This window comes from Lysinibacillus sp. FW301-JW8 (genome assembly GCF_058788755.1).
In genome coordinates, this window is sequence record NZ_JBYTBB010000086.1 from 1 (window position 1) to 19,954 (window position 19,954).

Genomic DNA, 19,954 nt, shown 5'->3' on the forward strand with positions numbered 1-19,954 from the left:
AGCAATTATATAGTGAATTAAACCATAGATTAAGTAGAGTTAGAACTAAGGACGAAATGCCCTCCTTCGCCACAACCTTCGGGGCAATTAAAGATGTTTTAAGGGCAATAAATTATCAAACTGGTGATATTAAATCATGGCCACTCATAGATGAATTAAACAAGATATCAAATGCATATAAGCATGGGGATGGTAATGCAGCAAAACGTCTATATCGTTCTAACAAGAAGCTATTTGTAAATCGAGCAAATGCACTCTTTTACTTTCAGCCTCCGAAAAGTAAAGAAGAAGAAAAGGAATATATTAATTCCCTAGATCCAGAAGAGCTTCAAGAATACAAAGAAAGACAGCAAATTCTACTTATGAAAGATGAATTAACAACAAATTCTGAAATTGTTTTGCGTGAAGATTTAACTGATTATAATAAATATGTCAATGTAATAATTGAATTTTGGGCAAATTTCCCTGAAAAGCATTCAGAACTAGTGCAAATTGGAAAAAAGTGATTTTTGTTTCATTTAATATTACAAAGCTTAGGAGAATTATATGTGCCATATTGAAAAAGGTCTGCAGAGTAATTTAACAATTATTTTTTCTTGTCCTGGGAGATATGAAGAAGAGGCTGGAATGCCTGCTGCTGGTCAAACTGGGATTAATTTAGATGGAATTTTAGAAATAATCGATCAAAAACACTCACTTTCTTGGAAACGTGAGGATGTGACAATTACGAATGCATGGGATAAGGTAGAGTATATATCTAAAACGGGCCGTAACGAGGCTACAAAAACAGAAGTTTTATCTGCAAGTAATCTTAAACGTTTGTTAAGTGAAATCAAAGACACAAAAAATTATATTATTACCTTTGGCGACCGTGCAGAAATGGCAGTAAAAGCAGTAATTGACCAATACAGTTTAAACGTAAAAGTTGTTTCAGCCCCACATTTAAGTTTGCAGAGATTAAACTCTTTTATTATAGTTCCAACTAGTCTAACACCGAATCAGAGAACTAAATACAGATTAAAAGTTGTTGCTGAAAAAATTCTTGAACAATTGAACGATAATAAATAGCATAGATAAAAGTAACCATTTATCCTAATGGTTAATATTTGTTAAGTAACAATAAAGTCTTTTAAAAAATATGAAAGTTGTTTATTCAACAAACGGGCGCATTTCTTTAGTAAGGAGGAATGCGTCTTTCTTCATTTAAGGGCCCGTTTGTTGAATAACATCGTTAAGGAAATTCAGGGGAATTATGTTAAAATTTAGGTTATAGTGTGAATTAATGTACTTAAACTAACGAAGCAGGTTAGTTTAAAATTTAAATGTAGATGAATCAATTTCATATCTCTGAGCCGGTATTGACATTCATCTAATCCTAGATGTTGTGATGAAAAGGTCGGTTGATCGGCTTTCCCAACTACAACTTTCTGTAGCATAATTAGCTATTTATACGTTTTTTTAAGAAATCATCGAAATTCTGTTTCTTTATGATTTTTTAAAAGTGCGTATTATGAAATTGATTCTACTACATAATATAAAATTATATTTTTAAGGAGAACAAGATGAAAATAGAACGTATGTTAACCATAATTGTGATGTTACTTAATAGAAATCGTGTAACAGCAAATGAATTGGCTGAGAAATTTGAAGTGTCGGTCCGGACTATTTACCGAGATATTGAAACAATCAATCTAGCTGGTATTCCCATCATTTCCCATTCCGGAAACAATGGTGGATTCAGCATTTATGAGAGTTATAAATTAAATCATCAAGTACTAACTCTTAATAACCTGTCCTCCCTTCTTTCTGTTCTCAAGGATATTAATTTCACAGTTGACGACATTGAGTTAGAATCATCCATAGAAAAACTACAAAATATCATTCCTGAAAACAAGGTAGATTATCTAAAGCTGCATATGGAACAAATCATCATTGATTTACATCCTTATGGAGACTCTCCAAATCAAAAAGCATTAGTTAAGACGCTAAGGAAAGCTATTACACAGACTAATTTACTGACTATTGACTACAGAAATTATGATAATATCGTCAGCAAAAGACAAGTTGAGCCTATGTCGCTCATATTTAAAAATTATACTTGGTATTTATTTGCTTATTGTCTTTTAAAAGAAGACTTCAGAATATTTAGAGTTTCCCGTATAAGTGATTTTCACATTGAAAATCAATCATTTGAACGTCGAGAAAAATCCTATCACGAGATTATGGCATTATTAAATGAACAAACAACAATGACAACAATTGTCTTAAAAGTTTCCCCTCAAATGAAGTCTCGTGTGAAGGATGTTTTTAATAAAGAAGATATTGCGGTGTTAGAAACAGGTGAACTTCTTGTTACAGCTACATTCCCCGAAAAAGAATGGTTGTTCTCTCTCATATTTAGTTTTGGAGAGCATATAGAGGTCTTAGCTCCAAAAGAAATGCGCAAAAAAATTGCTTCCAAACTAAGATTGATGGCTGACAAATATCATTAAGTGAGTTTCTCAAAGCTGACAGACCGTTGTCAAACGTCCATGATAATATTGTCATTGTAAGATACTTTTATTTTAATTAGGAGGATGTTAAATGACAAACAATTATGAATTTCCAACACCAACACTTATCTCAGGTAACGGTGTGGAGCTAGAGGTTTTTGAAGCTGGACAAAAAAATGGGGGGCAACCTATCGTTCTCTGCCACGGATGGCCAGAGCATGCCTTTTCTTGGAGACATCAAGTGACTCCTCTTGTAGAAGCAGGTTATCACGTTATTATTCCTAATCAACGAGGGTATGGAGAGTCTTCTTGTCCAAAAGAAGTCACAAAATATGATATTGAACATTTAACGGGTGATCTTGTTGCTCTTTTGGATCACTACCAATACAAAGATGCCATTTTTATGGGCCATGATTGGGGCGCAAGTGTTGTTTGGAGTATGGCTTTGCTGCATCCAGAACGTGTTAATAAAATGATTAACTTATGCTTGCCCTACCAAGTTCGAGGAGAGAGACCTTGGATTGATTTTATGGAAGAAGCTTTTGGCGATGATTACTATTTTGTTCACTTTAACAAACAACCAGGTGTTGCAGATGCTGTATTAGACGAAAATGCAGCCCAATTTCTTCGTAACTTATATCGAAAGAATGTTCCATCACAAGGCTCTGTTGAAGGAATGGAAATGATTAATCTAGCTAAAGCAACCCAGCCGTTAGGTGAACCTGTTATGAGCGATGATGATCTTTCTGTTTATATCACAGCCTTCAATAAGACAGGTTTCACTCCAAGCATCAATTGGTACAGAAATTTAAATCGTAATTGGCATTTATTAGGTGACGTATCTCCTATTCTTCATCAGCCAACATTGATGATTTATGGTGAGAAAGATATTATTCCGCCGCTTCCAAATATAAAAGATTTTGTACCTAATATAGACATTAAGAGTTTAAACACTGGTCATTGGATTCAAGAAGAAAGACCTGAAGAGCTTAATCAAATGATTTTAGAATGGCTGGAAAAATGAGTGAAGTGCTATTTTTTAGTAATCAAACAGAATTTATTGATTGGTTGGATATTCATCACCAAACAGCTAGTGAAATTTGGGTAGTTTTTTTTAAGAAAAAGACCAATAAAGCAAGTCTCACTTGGTCCGAATCAGTAGATTGTGCACTGTCATTTGGTTGGATTGATGGGATACGAAAAACAGTTGATGAAGATTGCTATAAAATTCGCTTTACTCCACGTAAGCCTAATAGCCTCTGGAGTAAAGTTAATGTGCAAAAGGTGCATAAACTGATAGAACACAATCAAATGAGGCCTGAGGGATTGACTGTTTTCAATCAAAAAAATGATCAAACAGGTTATTCTTCCGTTCATAGGAACGTTACTTTAACGAAAGAATTTGAGGATGAAATTAGAAAACATCCGAGTTCTTGGGAATTTTTTAATCAGCTTCCACCTTCGTACAGAAGAGATTCTATTTGGTGGGTAATGAGTGCTAAAAAAGAAGAAACTCGGCTAAGAAGATTGAATCGATTAATTGTTTCATGGGACAAGGGAGAAATATTAAGACCCTAGATTTTCATTTTGCTTCATTGTCGCAAAGAGAGTATGTAAGGGGTTATGCATTTCGCTAATCAATCAAAAAAAGAAACGCCGTTAACTGTCAAGCCCGTTAGAATAGACACTGAATAAAATCCTTAAAAGGCATGAACCCTAAATTCTAACAGAAAGCATGTCTTTTAGTTTCCTTTGAGGCATATCTGTATTGTACTTAATTTGACAATTCTATTGAATAAAACAAACAAAGAAGAATAACAGATGAATGTAAAGAACCTAACTAAGGAAAACAAAGATTATACGATCGGATTAAGACATCATTTTCACCAGTACCTTGGAACTAGATTAATCGCAGTGTTATAAGACAATAAAGACCATCCAATAATAGGGTCAAGAACGGACATTGATGCACTACCAGTCAAAAAAGACACTGGATTACCTTTTGCCTCGAAATATAAGAAAAAGCCATTGTTTAATTAATGATTCATTGTTACTCAACAATCGGGCGCGATTGTGGAGCAACACAGGTAGAAAATAACCAAACTTTTTATAAAACCTAACTTAAAACTGCTAAAGAAGAATCCCTTTTGATCAATCTTTTTTCAAAAGGGATTCTTCTTATTTAACGTAAAATAAGGGGTTTGCGAGGCATTTTTGCTCAAACTTTATTTCAAAGCAACATTAATAAAATATGATTATTCTCTTGGGACAGCTAACAGATCCTGATTATGATGTAGTGAGTCATGGGACATGTGCGCGTTACTCTAGGAAATACGACTGTTTGCATGTAAGGACCAGAAAGTTTTTTACTGTATCTGTTATAATAAAATTAGTAAAATTTTCTTATTAATTTCATAGCAGAAAGAAGGGATTGTTTGTTAACATATAAAAACATAATTTCAACAATTGGTCGTGGGAATAAGTTAAGTCGCTGTACGGACGCTGATGGTAAACTCTTCAGTCGAGAAGAAATTGTTGATAGTTGGAAATTATCGTACCAGGAGAGAGTATCTCGAGACAAAAGTGAGATTGGATTACGTTTGCCTCAATTTGGGGCTCTTTCTGCAATTCGTGCACATTGGGCGATCTCAAATTCTCCAGCAACAATTGTCTTACCAACTGGAACAGGAAAGTCTGAAACAATGTATGCTACGATTATTTCCGAAAGAATATCTTCCACGCTAATCATTGTACCGTCTAATCTCTTGAGGGAACAGATATTTGAAGGTGCAAGGAATTTCGGTATACTTCCAAAATTAAAAATGATTTCTAATAATGTTATTTATCCAACTACTTTTCTTTATAAATCAAAAGTAGAAGATAAAGATGAAATAGCTGTGATTGCGGCACTTGAGGAGGCTAATATAGTTGTTTCAACACCAGGTATGATAAAAAAAATGCCTGCAAATGTTTTAGATAAACTATTTGAAAGGGTAGAAGTTGTAATTTTTGATGAAGCGCATCATCTTGCAGCTCCTGACTGGAGAACAGTAAAAGAAAGATTTTTAGGAAAGAAGATACTACAATTTACTGCAACTCCATTTAGAAATGATGGCAGAAAAGTTGATGGTAAAATAATTTTCAATTATGGTTTGGCGCTCGCACAAAAAGCTGGATACTTCAAGCCAATTGACTTTTATCCAATTCAAGAATTTGACGAAAGAAAATCTGATGAAGAAATCGCAAAAGTTGCAATTCAGCATTTAGTGGAAGATGTGGAACAAGGATACGAGCATGTACTTCTTGCGAGAGCAAAGACCCATAAGCGTGCTGATGAGTTATATGAAAACATATATTCTCAATATAAAAAGTATAATCCAGTTGTAATTCACACGGGTATTCCAGCAGCGAAGAGAAACGAATACTTAAAGCAAGTTAAAAATGGTAATTCGAAAATTGTGGTTTGTGTAGATATGTTTGGGGAAGGCATTGATATTCCAACACTGAAAATTGCAGCAATTCACGATAAATATAAGTCGCTTCCTATTACACTTCAATTCATTGGACGATTCGCTCGAACAAGTAGCAATAATGTGGGTAATGCAAAGCTCATTACAAATGTGGCAATGGACGATTTGAAGGAATCAATTGAAGAATTATATCATCAAGATTCTGATTGGAATCAACTTCTTAACATTCATTCACATCAAGCTATTGATAAAGAAGTTGAACTCAGTGAATTCATTGGTAATTTTGAAAAAGGCCATGTGAAAGAAATAGATTTATCCCAATTAAAGATGAAAATAAGTACAAGAATGTTTCAATATCTTTCAAAAAGGACTTTTGTAGAAGGATGGAAACAAGTCTTGGATCAAGATAGAACTACTACATTAATAAATGAAATGGATTCTGTTTACATTTTCATTGAGGAAATTGAAACAAAAGTAGTCTGGTCTGATCAAAAGGATATAGTGCAATATGATTATGATTTTTTTGTATTGTTTTTTGATAAAGAGAATGGAATCATTCATATTAACGAAACCGATGCTGGAAAAGGAAATCGACTTGTGGAAAGTATGTTTCCGGAAGCGTTAGCAATCAAGGGAGATTCAATATATCGAAGCTTAGATGGAATTAATAGATTGATGCTAGGAACTTTGGGATTGAAGCAGCAGCCTAGTGGAAGAATTAGCTTTAGAATGTTTGCTGGGACTGATATTAAGTCTGGTATAAATGAAGCTATTGCATCTGGTTCAACTAAATCAAATCTGTTCGGATATGGCTATCAAGATGGTGGAAAAATTAGTATTGGTTGTTCGTATAAAGGGAAAGTTTGGATGCGTTGGGTAGAACGAATAAACTTTTGGACAGATTGGTGTAAAAAAATAGGGGAAAAGGTAATGGATCACACTATTGATACGAATAATATTTTAAATAATTCACTCGCTTTGGAAGTTATTAAGGAATTTCCAGAGGGTGTGCCTTATAAAATATTGTTACCTGAAATAATTGAAGTTTCCAATTCTTCTGCAAAGCAGTTGTATATTTCTAAAGAACAAAAAGAATTTCCGTTCTTTCAAACAGATTTAAAGAATCCCAGTTTAGTTAAAGATAGACTTCGCTTTGAATTTTGGATAAATGAAAGAAAATTTGTCTTTGAGCAGTTTATTAATGAGATATCATATGGTTTCAAACAAATCGAGGGTGAAGAGCTAATAGTGAAATCAGGACAAAAAACTGTTAAAATGACTGAATTTTTGTACGAAAATTCACCAGAAATTTCGTTCATACAAAGTGATGGAACTATTATTATAGTCCAAGAAAATTTAAAAACAGTTATCAAACCCAAAAGTGACATTGAATTGCCACCAGATTCTTTTTATGCTATCGACTGGAATGCATTAGGAGTCGATATTAAATCCGAATCACAAGGAAGGGAAAGAAAGACTAATTCAATTCAATATGCTACGATACATAATATTGTAGATCAGACATCAGATATTATTTTTGATGACGATGGATCTGGAGAAATTGCAGATGTCGTTTCGGTCAAAATTGATACAGAACGTCAAAAAATCGTATTTCATCTGTACCATTGTAAATATTCTCAAGGAGAGCGCCCCGGTGCTCGTGTTTCGGACCTATATGAAGTATGTGGTCAAGCAGAAAAGTCAATTATGTGGAATGATAATATCTTAGAAATTGTTCAAAGAATGATTGTACGAGAAAAAACAAGACAGAAAAAATTTGATGAAACAAGGTTTGAGAAGGGAGACTTACAAACCTTATATATGATGAAAAAGATGGTTAAATCTGGTTTTGAAACTGAATTTGGAATTTCAATTGTTCAACCTGGCGTATCGATACTGGAGCTCTCAAATTCAATGAAACAAATTATCCTAGCAACTGATGCTTATTTAAAAGATACTTATGGCTTACGCTTAACATGTTATTTTAGCAATTAAGTTTATAGTCTACACTTTGTTCTAATCTATATGTATTTCTATTATTTCTCTTTAGCGAATTAAAAAAGGGACTCTCCAATTATTGCTATTTCACAGAGTTCCCTTTTGAGTAAATAGAAGATAATTTGTTTTTATATTTTAGAATAGCAGTTAGCCCACTACGACTAATTCGGAGATGAAGACCAACAAAAAGTTGGTCTTTTTTTGTAGAACCGGTCAATAAATAGCTCTTTTGTCTATAAAAATGCTGGTTTGTAAGATATTTTGATCGGTCAAACTAAATTCAAAGCTACATAAAAAAAATATTCAAATGTATCTTTAAAACAAAGTTTAACCGTTTGTAATAAAGTTGTACCGTTTTGAAAAAAGTTATACAGTTTATAAAAAAGATGAACTGTTTTTTAGATCTTAGAATGATAATTTATAATAGTTTGATCAAAAATCCTGTTATATGCAGGATTTTTTCCTTATTCAGCAATCGGGCCATATTGTTGAATAAGGTTTTTGGAGAAATTAGGAGAATTCATATTGTGAATAATTGAAAAAGTTAGTTTATTATTAGTTCAAATTAAAGTGCTGGAGTCGTTGTGGTAATAATTGGTATGTGATATGATTAACGGGATATTGTTTGAAGGTTCTATAACCGGGCGCATTTCTGCAGAAAAAAATGCGTCTACGAAATGAAATGGGCCATGTGTTTATGGATAAAGTATAAATTTTAGGGGGTATTTTATGTTTGTAGTAAATGTAGAAGGGGCTATTCGTCGCAATGAGAAATGGCTTTTAATCCGCAGAAGTGAAAAGGAGGAGCATGCTGGTGGAGGTCTCTCATTAGTAGGAGGAAAGTGTGAAATTGAAGGTGATTCGTCTGATATTCTGGAAAGAACATTAAAACGAGAAGTTTTTGAAGAAGTAGGTAGCGAAATTACAGGCATTAAATATGTAAATAGCTCCTCCTTCGTGACAGAATCAGGGATAAATGTAATCGATATAGTTTTCCTATGTCATCATAAATCTGGAGAACCTTACGCTAAAAGTACTGAAGAAGTGGATGATGTTATTTGGATGACTACATCAGAGGTTCTTGCACATACGGAACTACCTTTATTTCTAAAAGAAAACATTAAACTTGCAGAGAAAATACTACAAGATAATATGCAGGTGAAATATTAGTTATACATTTTCCATAATAGGGCGCGATTGTGGAGCAACATAGGTAGAAAATAATCAAATTTTTTTATAAAATCTAACTTAAGACTCCTAAATAGGAATCCTTTTTGAACAATCTTTTTTCAAAAGGGATTCTTCTTTTTAATCGTAAAATAAGGGTTTGCGAGTTACTTTGCTCAAACTTTATTTCAAAGCAATAAATGATACTTTTAATGACAATTTGTGCATCTATTGACTTATAATGTTTATAAGCCAATAGATTTATTTTTTATGAAAGGAGATTAGTTATGAGTATTATTATTGAAAGGATAAGCGTATGTACTTATCGTATGGATAGAATGAGCAATTGTTTAGATAAAACTGAGATTGCTAGGGGGGGAAAAGGTTTATGACTAATTCAAAGTCAACAAAAAGTGATAATTTCACCAAATTTTACAGGAAAATTTACTGCCCTATCTGTAAAGAGTATTCTGTTCGTGTTTATGACAATGATATTGAATGTTTTAATGATTGTGAAATAACTTCTAAAGTAGATGTAAATAATTTTAATGGATTCTTCAATAGAGAAGAAATTGAATCCTTGTTTATCTTTAATGAAAAGGGTAGATTAGAAAATTTAATTAAATTATTTAGGAAACCCATTATCTACGGAAATATTAGTAAACGTGATGGAGATAGACTAAATAAAATATTCGAAAAGAAAAACTATACAGAAATAGACATTGATGATTTAGTAATAAACTATTTAATAAAAGAAGGGTTAGATGAGCTTCCAAAGAACCCTACTAATTATGGTTATATTATAAATTTAATAGAGGATATACATTATTTTCTTTTAAGGGCATGCCAAGACTTATCGCTGTTTGATATAGCACTTGAAATAAATAAAACTAAGGAAGACAAGCCATTTTATTCCGCAAGATTTTTCTTCTACAATGCAATTGAGTCTATTTGGTACGCATTTGAAAGAATCGTGGTGTATGCGGGTTTAAAATATGGATACGGGTTCAAACAAAAATTAGAAAGGAATGGTTCTTATGAAATAATAACGTCTTTGGAAAAGAGGTTAGAACAGAATGATATGCCACCAATTTATAAGGAAATAGCTATCTATCGGAAAAAAAGCGGAAATTTTATTGGTGAAATAAGGAGAGATAATACTCATAATTCTTCTATACATATTCAAGAAATAAATAGAAGAACATCATCCAATAGAAATGCTAAAAAATTAATTATGGAGAAAAATGCCAACTATTTCGATGGCCTTTATCTAAAGCCGAAGGTTAACAAAACCATTTTAGCAATAGAGCAATTATATTGTGCGTTAGAAGAAATTGTTAAAGACTTTAATGAAAACTGTGACCAGTTTGATAACATACAGATTCCAATGAGGGATGAATTCGAAAAAATTACCTTATTTAACATTCAAATAAATAAAAAATTCGATTTAAAAGCTATTGACTTCAGAAAACAAGCAGCATTTAATAACCTAATTCAATTAAGTAAAGGTGATGAAAAGTATAATGCAGAGATGCAGATGTTATGGGACATTTTCTTTAGGCTTGAGGAAACACAAAAATGTATAATTGACGTTTATAGGCTTGAAGACAATGTTTTTGAAAGTTACTGGAGTAAAACGATAGAATTTAATATTGTAGGATTTATAGACAGCAGACTTTTTGTTTATGCAGGGATGTCTAGAATTTATGCTGCACTTGATAAATTTTCTCAGTATTACGCTTCTTCAAGAGGTTTAGATAAGAAAAAAATTAGGTATTTTAAGAGCTTGAAGTCTATCGATTCATCTAATAGTGATCCAGTTTTAAACAAAATACATCAAATTCTAGAAAGTGAAGAATACAAAGGGCTATCTAAATTTAGAAATAGAATAGCCCATAATTTAAGTGCAGGTGTACTCTATGGAGATACTGGAGTAAAAAGTGAAAATGCTCTTATTTATTACTGCATAGTTAAATTAATTAATGATTGTTTAGACTTACTCTTTGAAGAGGCAAAGCTAAAACTCGAACACGTGTAAATATATACAGCATTTCTAAATGAGAGATACCAAAGGATAATATAAATTAATTATTGGTGGGAGAAAATATGAGTAAGTGTATTTATTGTGAAAGAAACAACTTATTAACAAATGAACACGTTTTGCCAAGGTGGTTATATCAGTACACGGAAAGTCAAAATATTCAATTGCTGCAAGCATCTCCTGATAAACTTCTTAAAGTTCAACAGACAATAAAAGATGTTTGTCAGCAATGTAATAATGGAGTTTTATCTGAACTTGATAACTATGCTAAAGAAAAGTATGAGAATTTTTTCTCAAATTTTGTATTTAATAATCAAACAGTCACTTTTGAGTATGATTATGATTTGCTTGTTAGATGGTTATTAAAAGTATCGTTTAATTCAGCTCGTGCCAATGGAGGGGACTATGATTCTTTTCTTGAATATAGAGATTATATTTTAACTGGAAATAATAGACCACCTAGAATGACAGTATTTTTGCAATTAATAACACCTTACATTTTTAGTGAAAAGGATAAAATGAATGTAAAGGATGAGTCAATAAAGGCACTGGGTTATCTTCCTCCAAACTTTACGCGTATTTCAAGATTAGATGACACTGCATCAATAGGGATTAATAAAGATAATTATAATTTGATAAGAATGGTAATGTTAAATTCGTATAATTTCTATATTTTAATTCCTTCAGATAACATTAAATCCCGTGAAGATTGGAAGAATGAATTAAGAGTATTTAAAAGTACAGGGTTAACCCGAGAAGTTTATAAATTACTCCCTGAAAATAAATCAATTAGTTTAAATGCATCTAATGTATCTATATTAGATGCGGTTAAACATCATTTGAAAAGTAATGAGGATGTTTATAAAAAGTTATTATAAATAACAATTCTTTAATACATCTTCATTTTCGTAATCCTGAATCGCGCGCAATTCTTGAATTGGAATTGTGCTTTTTTAAGTGCAATGAACTCTACTAATCTTTATTGGAATTTAACACTACATACTTCGCACTAAATATCTACCGGCTTTACGAATAGCGTCTTCCATATATGCTTGATCGCCATGTCGGTTAAGTGTACTATCTTGTGGCGTAATATTATAAGCATTTGATACTCCACCAAGAGAATCTGCAATAATATGTCCTTCATCTAAATGACAGTAAATCATGCTAGCGTATTAACAAAAGATTATTTTATCGCCTATTTAAAGTTAATTATGAATAGTAGAGACTACACTTTGAAACAGGCTAAAGAGTTCGCTTTTGATTTCTTCTTTAAAGGAGATATGGATCGTTACGGCACTTCTACATGGTTGCAATTTGAAAAAGCTATAAAAGAAATTGATAAAACAATGTGTGAAATTGAAATGTGTTAATTACACATGCAAAGTTTACAACGTCTAGCTAACTTGCTAGACGTAAAAAATATATTTTATATAAGCGAATGCTTATATAAAGAAAATAGAGGAGAACTTAATGATGAAAACACTTAAAATAATCAACCAAAATGGATCTTATTGTACTACAACTAAGGATATTGAAGTACAGGAGAGTGTTAATAACCCCAATAAGAATTTACCGATTGTAATAATTGAATTGGATTAGCTGCAGTTGCTCATTTAGTGGAACAAAAGCAAGCATTTATTTTACTAGAGGCTGGGCGTGAAATAGCACACAATATTCGTACCTGGGGGCATGTTACATTATTTTCACCATGGCGATATAACATCAATAAAGCTGCTAGGGCTTTATTAGATGCCTCCGGTTGGGAAGAACCTAATTTAGATACGTTACCGACAGGACATGAATTAATTGATCTATATTTAAAACCTTTATCTGAGCTAGTACAAATAAAGCCTAACATTCAATTGAACGCAAAAGTAGTCGGGATTTCACGACAATTGAATGATAAGATGAAGACAAAAAATCGAGCAGATCAGTCCTTTATTATTTATATAGAACAAGAGAATCACATCCGTATGATTGAGGCGAGAGCAGTTATTGATGCTACGGGTACATGGGGGAATCCAAACCCAGCAAATTCTACAGGTGTATGGCTGCAAAATGAAAAAGCATTAGCAGATCACATTGAATATGGTATCCCAGACATAAATACCAATGCAAAGCGATATGCCAATAAGAAGATTGCAGTTATTGGTGGTGGCCATTCAGCTATCAATACTTTATTGGCACTAACGGAATTACAAGAAGAGAATCCTGCAACAAAGCTAGTGTGGATTATGCGTAAAAAGTCTGTAGAAGAAGCCTATGGTGGAGAAGAAAAAGATGCATTAGCAGCACGTGGCGCACTCGGTGTTCGCATTCACGAATTAGTAGATACAGGTAAGGTTGAAGTAATAACTCCTTTCTATATCTCACAGGTGAAGAAAGAAGAGAACATCCATATTGTTGGTACTATAAACGGAGAACAAAAAGTATTAACGAGATTTGAAGAGCTTATTGTCAATGCGGGAAATAGACCAGACCTATCAATTAACAGCGAATTACGCCTTTCGATTGATTCAGCAACTGAAAGTGTGCATGCATTAGCACCATTAATTGATCCCAATGTGCATAGTTGTGGCACAGTAAGAGCGCATGGAGAAGAAATTCTACGCCAACCAGAAAAGGACTTCTATATTGTCGGAGCTAAAAGTTATGGACGCGCACCAACATTTTTAATGGCAACAGGCTACGAACAAGTTCGTTCAATAACAGCGTATTTATCAGATGATGAAGAAGCTTCAAAACGTGTCGAATTGGAGTTACCTGAAACGGGTGTATGTGGTATAAATCTTGCGGATCCATCAAATTCATGTTGTTAAAAATTTGACTGTTAGCGAAAGCTAGCAGTCCTTTTAAAAAAATAAGGGGGAAATGAGATTGATACATTAGTTATTCGTAAAATGGAAAAGAAGGATTTAATAGAGGTATTAAAGATTTATAAAGAAGGAATCGAAACAGTGATGGCAACCTTTGAAACAATTGTGCCAAGTGAACAAGTATGGGATGAAAGACACCATGCGACTTTGCGCTTTGTTGCAGAAAAACACTATAGAGTTGTTGGCTGGATTGGTATTTCGCCCGTCTCTAATCGCGCCGTTTATTCTGGAGTGGGAGAAGTTAGTGTTTATATATCAAGTGATAGTAAAGGGAAAGGTATTGCCTCAAAGCTATTTAAAATACTAATTGAAGAGAGTGAAAAGGTAGGTTTTTGGACACTCCAATCATCCATCTTTGCCATCAATACATCAAGTATTCAATTACATAAAAAGATGGGCTTTAGAGTTGTTGGTATAAGAGAAAAAATTGCTCAATTACATGGGAAATGGCATGATACAGTCATAATGGAAAGAAGAAAGTAGCTTTGAAATAAAGTTTCAAATTTTATAATACTTCAGGTATTTTCATTAAATGAATTAAAACTTTATGGATGTCTATATAGAATGATAAGGTTTTTATTGATAGGTGGTGAGTATGATATGAAAACTAACGATATCGTAATAAACAAAATAATAAATTGGTTAGTGGCTGAGGATAAATCCTATGAATGGCTCGCTGAACAATTAGGTGTAAGTAAAGCACTTGTAGGATTTATGTTAAAAGGAGATTGTACTCTAAAATCGGAACGCATTGAACAATTTGCTAGGATAATGGGGATTACGACAAAAGAATTGGTTCACACAGATGCAATAATAGAAGACCAATTAACTGTTAATTTGCTAGGTGAATTATCTAATCGTCGCTCTAAGAGAGAGCTGGATTCTTTATTATTTGCCATCGTTGACTATCTTGGATTAAAAGAGCAGGTGAAATGATTGTGGCTTTAGTTGAATAAGGCTCATTTATTTGATCGATTTTTTAGTAAAATTAAATTCCAATACACTTAATTACTCTAAATTAAAGCTTTAATGATTATTGTGAAACTAAAAATTATCTTTAAGGTTATTGCTTTAGTGTTGTTTTTCCTTGGATGGCTTACGCTATGACTAGCAGTTTAAAGTGTTACCGGGGCTGCATTATATGTATTAAAAGAAAAGCATGTTTTAAAGCATGCTTTTCTTTTATCAGAGTGCTGTACAGTAAAGTTTAAAACTAATTGTCCCAAAAAATTTTAAAATTTAAGAAGTCAATAACTAAAGGTTTAAAATCAAGAAAAATTATTTTTAAGGACAGAAAGAATTTTGAAGCTAGAAATTAAATGATAAATACAATATTTCCTCATGTAAATTTTGGGTGTCCAAAACTATCTGACCTTTTACAACTTTAAATGTGTGTAAATTGCCTAATTTTAATAGAATTTTATGATAAGACGATACTTAATTTTTGGGGAGTGACTGTAAGTTCTTGTCCAAATCGAAATGGAATTCATATTATAATTAAAGGTTTTTATTAAAATAGCGTCCGGAAGTTCTTGTCCCAATTGAAGTAAAATTAGTATGTTGGTTGAACGCTTTTTATTATTAAAAGTGTCCGGAAGTTCTTGTCTAAAATGAAAATAAATCAAGATATCTGAGAGGGTGTCCGGAAGTTCTTGTCCAAAGTGTATGTAAGTTCTTGTCCATGTACAACATACAGATATTATGGGTAGTTGACGTATCTAAGCCCTCCTCCACGACAAATAATTTTAGTTTACATAATATAAATTATAGGAAGTTATGTATCAATGAAAAGTATACTACTAATAGTGAGATGAAACGATACAATAAAGACCCATAGTTTAATTTTTGGGTCTTTATTGTATAGGTATCTACACAACCAATAGTAAAGCTTAAATTTGCTAGTTCATCATTTTCATGTTGGAGCTTCTGAAATTATTTCATCTGAAGCTCCAACCTCTAGAAAATTTACGTTAACCTTTAAACTGTTTGTAAGATCATTATTGTTTTTCGATATTTTTCGTTCAACTACTGCAATCCATCCAACAGCAACACCATATTTTTATAACAGTAAATCCTATTTTTTCACCTTACGTTCGATCTCTGATTTTAGCGAACACAGCATATTAGATATATTCCATCTCTATTTAATTGAAATTGATGAGGATTGCTGAAAATATGTCAAATAAAATAAACATCTAGTTCGATCCTACTCTACAACTCGAGCTGTTACTGAACATCAATCTTTGAAGTTGCTACATCTGCAGTATATTTGAAGGAATTTCATGTTAAATCCCAGCAACACTTGCATCTTGCCCCCTGTTGATTTTTTTCATAATGATTATTTGAATCACAACAACCTTAAATTACCTGTTCAGTTTGATCTTTATTCTGCCATCTCAATCAAGCTAATCTATATGGTTTGCACAACTTGCAACATCAGATTGAACATCATTTAAAACGGTATCGAACATATCAAGAAGCTCTTGAATACGTTCATTCCTTAGACTATAGTAGCAATATTTCCCTTCATTCCGACCAACAATAATGCCACAACCTTTCAAACAGGCTAAGTGTTGTGAGATGTTAGATTGATTTCCCTCTAGTTCCTCAACAATTTGAGATACAGTTTTTTCCTTCCCTTTAATACACTCCAAAATTTGAAGTCTTACCTTATTTGAAAATCCATGTATTAATTTAATTTTTAAATCAAAGAAATTATCTGTCACAAAATCTCCTCCAATTCATATTAGACTTTACTAATATGTTTTGTTATTATCATATTCGATATTACTAATATGTTTGACACACACATTAGCACTATCTAATTGAGTGTGTCAAAAAATAAGTTCATTGGGGGTCAGAATGATATTTGTATTGATGTGTAGGAAAAATAATAGTGCTTACTATCACCATTTTTAAAAAGATAATACAACAACGAGTATTGCTATCTTCTAGTTTTTGCAGTGTTACAAACTATTTTAGTTCTTTACGAAGAATGGCTTTTTAAATCTGTCCCTTTCGCTAAGGATTAGATCGTTACATATTTCATTTCAAATGTTTTTTAGATTTATTACGTAAAACTAAACATTCCATTGTAATTTTAGAATTTAATTATGATTAAAGCAATTTTCAAAGACATTTATCTACTTTACTTTGCCTGGCTTGTTTCATTAGTTGCTACATTTAACAGCTTATTCTTTAGTGAAATTCGGGAATTTATCCTTTGTGAAAAATGTTGGTATCAGAGAATTTTAATATATCCACTTGGTTTTTATTCTAGGGATTGCGATGTTTCAGCGTGATGTTATAGTGAAAAAATTTGTTTTGCATCTTTCTATTATCGGAGGTAGTATATCACTCATTCACCATCTTGAACAGAAAATTCCTGGATTTGGTGGATTTATGCCTTGTGTAAGTGGTGTACCATGTAATATCCAATATATTAATTGGTTACTATCCCCTTCTTAGCATTAACGGTCTTTACGCTCAAATCAATTAGATGACTAAAATCATTGCATGCGCCACTCCTATTTTCGGTGGGTTCATTGGAAATAAACTCAATGTTAGGGGGTTGTAAATTGAATAATACGTGGAACAAGATTATATATAAAATTGGCTCTTCCTTTTATGATAAATTTTTTAACACAGGTATTTTTTTAAAAGCTAGAAAGAAGATCTTTCAAGAAATCCCTTTTAAAGGCGAACAAAAAATTTTATACGTGGGTATTGGTACTGGCGCAGACTTAGAAATAATTAATTATGTTGATTATGATATAACAGCAATTGATTTTTCACCTGATATGCTTGCTATAGCTAAAAGTAAATTCAAGCACTCTTCAATTAATTTTTTGGAAATGGATGCTCAAAAATTACTATTTGAAGATGATACTTTTGATTATATTGTAGCTAGCTTATTACTTTCTGTCGTCCCGGATGAAAATAAATGTTTTCAAGAGATGTTACGCGTTCTAAAAAAGGAAGGTAAAATTCTGATTTTTGATAAATTTGCTCCTAAGAATCAAAAAAGCACACTTCCAAAAAAACTGTTTAGACCATTTATAAGCATGTTAGGGACTGATATTGGTAGAAGTTTTGAGGAGCTGATTAATCAAAATAGCGAAAAGATAAAAATTGAAAAAGATGAGAATGTTATGTTAAATGGAATGTATAGATATATAGAAGTAACTAAACTGTAGAATTATTTCACGAATAGGCATGGTTGTGATAAATAGCACTATGCCTATTAAATTTTGGGCTGAGAGGAAACGTAAATACATGCAGCTAAAATGGAAAAATATTTTACTTCGATTGAAATGCACTTCTTTTTTCTCCTATTTTTCAAACTAGTTTTAACTAACAAGATATGGTACTCTTGTATAGGAATTTTACTAATTTAGTATAATTTAATCTCTTTTAACTTTACTAAAATAGGAGTTATCAAAATAATGATTTCAAGAGAGAAATTAGAAAATAATCAAGTTTTCCTGTATGTAATTGTTTTATTGTTAGCAGCAGGAGTAGGATTATTTGCACCTACTATCGGAAAGCAGTTAGACGTTACGATTTCATTTGTAATTGCTATCTTAATGTATAGCATGTTTTCGCAAATCCCATTTACGTCTTTAAAGGAATCATTTTCTAACCGTCATTTTATTTGGGCTCTACTTACTGTCAACTATATTGCTGTGCCCATTATTGTATGGCTGTTAACAATGCTATTACCTGACCATCCACCTTTATTACTTGGTGTCTATTTAGTACTACTTACACCATGTATTGATTATGTGATAGTATTTACGGCACTTGGACGTGGTAATGAAAAAGCCATGCTTATTTCTACACCCATTCTCTTCATCACTCAAATGCTATTACTCCCTTTATTTTTATGGTTGTTCATTGGTGATGAAGCAGCAAAAATTGTTGAACCTGAGCCTTTCCTAGAGGCATTTTTGGAACTTATTATTATACCACTATTATTTGCCATTGTCCTCCAATTATTTGCAAAAAAATCATCTGCTGGAGATAAATTAATTAATCTTTCTGCGTGGCTTCCTGTTCCTTTTATGGCGTTAACTCTTTTTGTTGTTGTATCCTCTCAAATAGGAAAATTATCTACATCCATTGATTGGATTATAAGGGTCATTCCCATTTATATTGCCTTTATGATTATTATGCCGTTTATTTCTAAATTAATTGGAAAATGGTTCAAACTTGATATTGAGTCTGGTCGAGCATTAATTTTTAGTGGTTCTACACGTAATTCACTTGTTGTTCTTCCCCTAGCTTTATCTTTGCCAGATCATTTAAATTCATTAGTAGCTGCCATTATTGTCACACAAACCATTGTTGAAATTATAGGGGAAATTATCTATATTCGTATAGTTCCGAATCTAATTTTACGCAAATAGAAATACACTATGATTATCGAAAAGAACGTGATTTGAAAAAGGCTTAATGCAAACACGTTCTTTTCTTTTATTTCACCAGTATGAATGGTATCTTAACGACACGATCACTTATTATCACTAATCCTAGTTTTATACTTTTTCTTTTGTCCTATTTGGCGAATACGCTCCACGCCGCCTAATAATGCTGGTATGAAAATCGGTAATATAACAAAGCTTAGTAAGAAAAGACCGAAAATAACAGTCATTGCTACTTCAATCAGTGTAATGACCCCTGAAGGAATCAATGCCGCAAATGTACCGCCAAGAATAATGGCTGCAGATATAACAACTCCCCCGATATGACGTGCTGCATCCACAATCGCTTTCGTTGGATTACCATCCAATTCTCTATAACGCATCATTAAGAAGATACTGTAGTCAACGCCTAGCGCTACAATCATAATGAAGCTAAAGAACGGTACATTCCATCCTAGCTCACTTACATTTAATAGCTTAGTAC

General features: G+C 32.4%; 16 protein-coding genes and 3 pseudogenes. 16 read left to right on the forward strand and 3 right to left on the reverse strand.

What is annotated here, in order from left to right:
- The 9 genes from AC3WOM_RS23875 to AC3WOM_RS23915 all read left to right on the forward strand — a co-directional run.
- Window positions 1-506, forward strand: a 506-nt coding sequence (locus AC3WOM_RS23875; protein WP_492448661.1) for a hypothetical protein, incomplete at its 5' end; no start/stop codon positions are given.
- Between the two features lie 40 nt (window positions 507-546).
- On the forward strand, window positions 547-1,068 hold the full coding sequence (locus AC3WOM_RS23880; RefSeq protein WP_492448662.1) for a uracil-DNA glycosylase family protein: 522 nt from the start codon (window positions 547-549) through the stop codon (window positions 1,066-1,068).
- Window positions 1,069-1,562: 494 nt separating this feature from the next.
- A complete protein-coding gene (locus tag AC3WOM_RS23885) occupies window positions 1,563-2,492 on the forward strand; it encodes a helix-turn-helix transcriptional regulator (RefSeq protein WP_492448664.1) in 930 nt (309 codons plus the stop codon).
- Window positions 2,493-2,583: 91 nt separating this feature from the next.
- Window positions 2,584-3,516, forward strand: a complete 933-nt coding sequence (locus AC3WOM_RS23890; protein ID WP_010861405.1) for an alpha/beta fold hydrolase — start codon at window positions 2,584-2,586, stop codon at window positions 3,514-3,516.
- Entirely contained in the window at window positions 3,513-4,070 is a 558-nt protein-coding gene (locus AC3WOM_RS23895; RefSeq protein WP_492448666.1) for a YdeI/OmpD-associated family protein, read from the forward strand. The genes AC3WOM_RS23890 and AC3WOM_RS23895 overlap by 4 nt, the downstream gene beginning before the upstream one ends.
- 857 nt (window positions 4,071-4,927) lie before the next feature.
- Complete coding sequence (locus AC3WOM_RS23900; RefSeq protein WP_492448668.1) at window positions 4,928-7,957, forward strand: DEAD/DEAH box helicase; 3,030 nt, start codon at window positions 4,928-4,930, stop codon at window positions 7,955-7,957.
- Window positions 7,958-8,689: 732 nt separating this feature from the next.
- Entirely contained in the window at window positions 8,690-9,130 is a 441-nt protein-coding gene (locus AC3WOM_RS23905) for an NUDIX hydrolase (protein ID WP_333004008.1), read from the forward strand.
- Window positions 9,131-9,515: 385 nt separating this feature from the next.
- Entirely contained in the window at window positions 9,516-11,165 is a 1,650-nt protein-coding gene (locus tag AC3WOM_RS23910; protein ID WP_492448670.1) for a hypothetical protein, read from the forward strand.
- 68 nt (window positions 11,166-11,233) lie between these two features.
- Window positions 11,234-12,046, forward strand: a complete 813-nt coding sequence (locus AC3WOM_RS23915) for a hypothetical protein (RefSeq protein ID WP_492448672.1) — start codon at window positions 11,234-11,236, stop codon at window positions 12,044-12,046.
- 141 nt (window positions 12,047-12,187) lie between these two features.
- Here the strand turns inward: AC3WOM_RS23915 and AC3WOM_RS23920 are convergent.
- Window positions 12,188-12,319, reverse strand: a pseudogene (locus AC3WOM_RS23920) (DNA/RNA non-specific endonuclease); the annotation flags it as partial.
- An 84-nt stretch (window positions 12,320-12,403) separates the two neighbouring features.
- Here AC3WOM_RS23920 and AC3WOM_RS23925 point away from each other — a divergent pair.
- From AC3WOM_RS23925 to AC3WOM_RS23940, 4 genes and pseudogenes are all read left to right on the forward strand, one after another.
- Window positions 12,404-12,541, forward strand: a complete 138-nt coding sequence (locus AC3WOM_RS23925) for a hypothetical protein (protein WP_492448673.1) — start codon at window positions 12,404-12,406, stop codon at window positions 12,539-12,541.
- A 103-nt stretch (window positions 12,542-12,644) separates the two neighbouring features.
- Window positions 12,645-13,990, forward strand: a pseudogene (locus tag AC3WOM_RS23930) (NAD(P)-binding domain-containing protein).
- 57 nt (window positions 13,991-14,047) lie between these two features.
- A complete protein-coding gene (locus tag AC3WOM_RS23935; protein WP_492448679.1) occupies window positions 14,048-14,530 on the forward strand; it encodes a GNAT family N-acetyltransferase in 483 nt (160 codons plus the stop codon).
- Window positions 14,531-14,647: 117 nt separating this feature from the next.
- Window positions 14,648-14,983 (forward strand): helix-turn-helix domain-containing protein, encoded by a 336-nt coding sequence (locus AC3WOM_RS23940; RefSeq protein ID WP_492448674.1) that lies wholly within the window; start codon window positions 14,648-14,650, stop codon window positions 14,981-14,983.
- A gap of 1,469 nt (window positions 14,984-16,452) precedes the next feature.
- Here AC3WOM_RS23940 and AC3WOM_RS23945 read toward each other — a convergent pair.
- Window positions 16,453-16,773 (reverse strand): ArsR/SmtB family transcription factor, encoded by a 321-nt coding sequence (locus AC3WOM_RS23945; protein WP_492448675.1) that lies wholly within the window; start codon window positions 16,771-16,773, stop codon window positions 16,453-16,455.
- 387 nt (window positions 16,774-17,160) lie between these two features.
- Here AC3WOM_RS23945 and AC3WOM_RS23950 point away from each other — a divergent pair.
- The 3 genes and pseudogenes from AC3WOM_RS23950 (at window position 17,161) to AC3WOM_RS23960 (ending at window position 19,455) form a co-directional block, all read left to right on the forward strand.
- Window positions 17,161-17,550, forward strand: a pseudogene (locus tag AC3WOM_RS23950) (disulfide oxidoreductase).
- 75 nt (window positions 17,551-17,625) lie between these two features.
- Entirely contained in the window at window positions 17,626-18,243 is a 618-nt protein-coding gene (locus tag AC3WOM_RS23955) for a class I SAM-dependent methyltransferase (RefSeq protein WP_492448676.1), read from the forward strand.
- A 249-nt stretch (window positions 18,244-18,492) separates the two neighbouring features.
- Window positions 18,493-19,455: an arsenic resistance protein gene (locus tag AC3WOM_RS23960; protein ID WP_492448677.1), complete on the forward strand. Its 963-nt coding sequence runs from the start codon at window positions 18,493-18,495 to the stop codon at window positions 19,453-19,455.
- Between the two features lie 104 nt (window positions 19,456-19,559).
- Here AC3WOM_RS23960 and AC3WOM_RS23965 read toward each other — a convergent pair.
- The coding region (locus tag AC3WOM_RS23965; protein WP_492448678.1) for an MMPL family transporter at window positions 19,560-19,954 on the reverse strand (395 nt) is incomplete at its 5' end.

Coding starts and splice junctions, on each gene's coding strand:
- AC3WOM_RS23880 (WP_492448662.1), top strand. CDS start 547: ATGTGCCATATTGAAAAAGGTCTGCAGAGTAATTTAACAATTATTTTT.
- AC3WOM_RS23885 (WP_492448664.1), top strand. CDS start 1,563: ATGAAAATAGAACGTATGTTAACCATAATTGTGATGTTACTTAATAGA.
- AC3WOM_RS23890 (WP_010861405.1), top strand. CDS start 2,584: ATGACAAACAATTATGAATTTCCAACACCAACACTTATCTCAGGTAAC.
- AC3WOM_RS23895 (WP_492448666.1), top strand. CDS start 3,513: ATGAGTGAAGTGCTATTTTTTAGTAATCAAACAGAATTTATTGATTGG.
- AC3WOM_RS23905 (WP_333004008.1), top strand. CDS start 8,690: ATGTTTGTAGTAAATGTAGAAGGGGCTATTCGTCGCAATGAGAAATGG.
- AC3WOM_RS23910 (WP_492448670.1), top strand. CDS start 9,516: ATGACTAATTCAAAGTCAACAAAAAGTGATAATTTCACCAAATTTTAC.
- AC3WOM_RS23915 (WP_492448672.1), top strand. CDS start 11,234: ATGAGTAAGTGTATTTATTGTGAAAGAAACAACTTATTAACAAATGAA.
- AC3WOM_RS23940 (WP_492448674.1), top strand. CDS start 14,648: ATGAAAACTAACGATATCGTAATAAACAAAATAATAAATTGGTTAGTG.
- AC3WOM_RS23960 (WP_492448677.1), top strand. CDS start 18,493: ATGATTTCAAGAGAGAAATTAGAAAATAATCAAGTTTTCCTGTATGTA.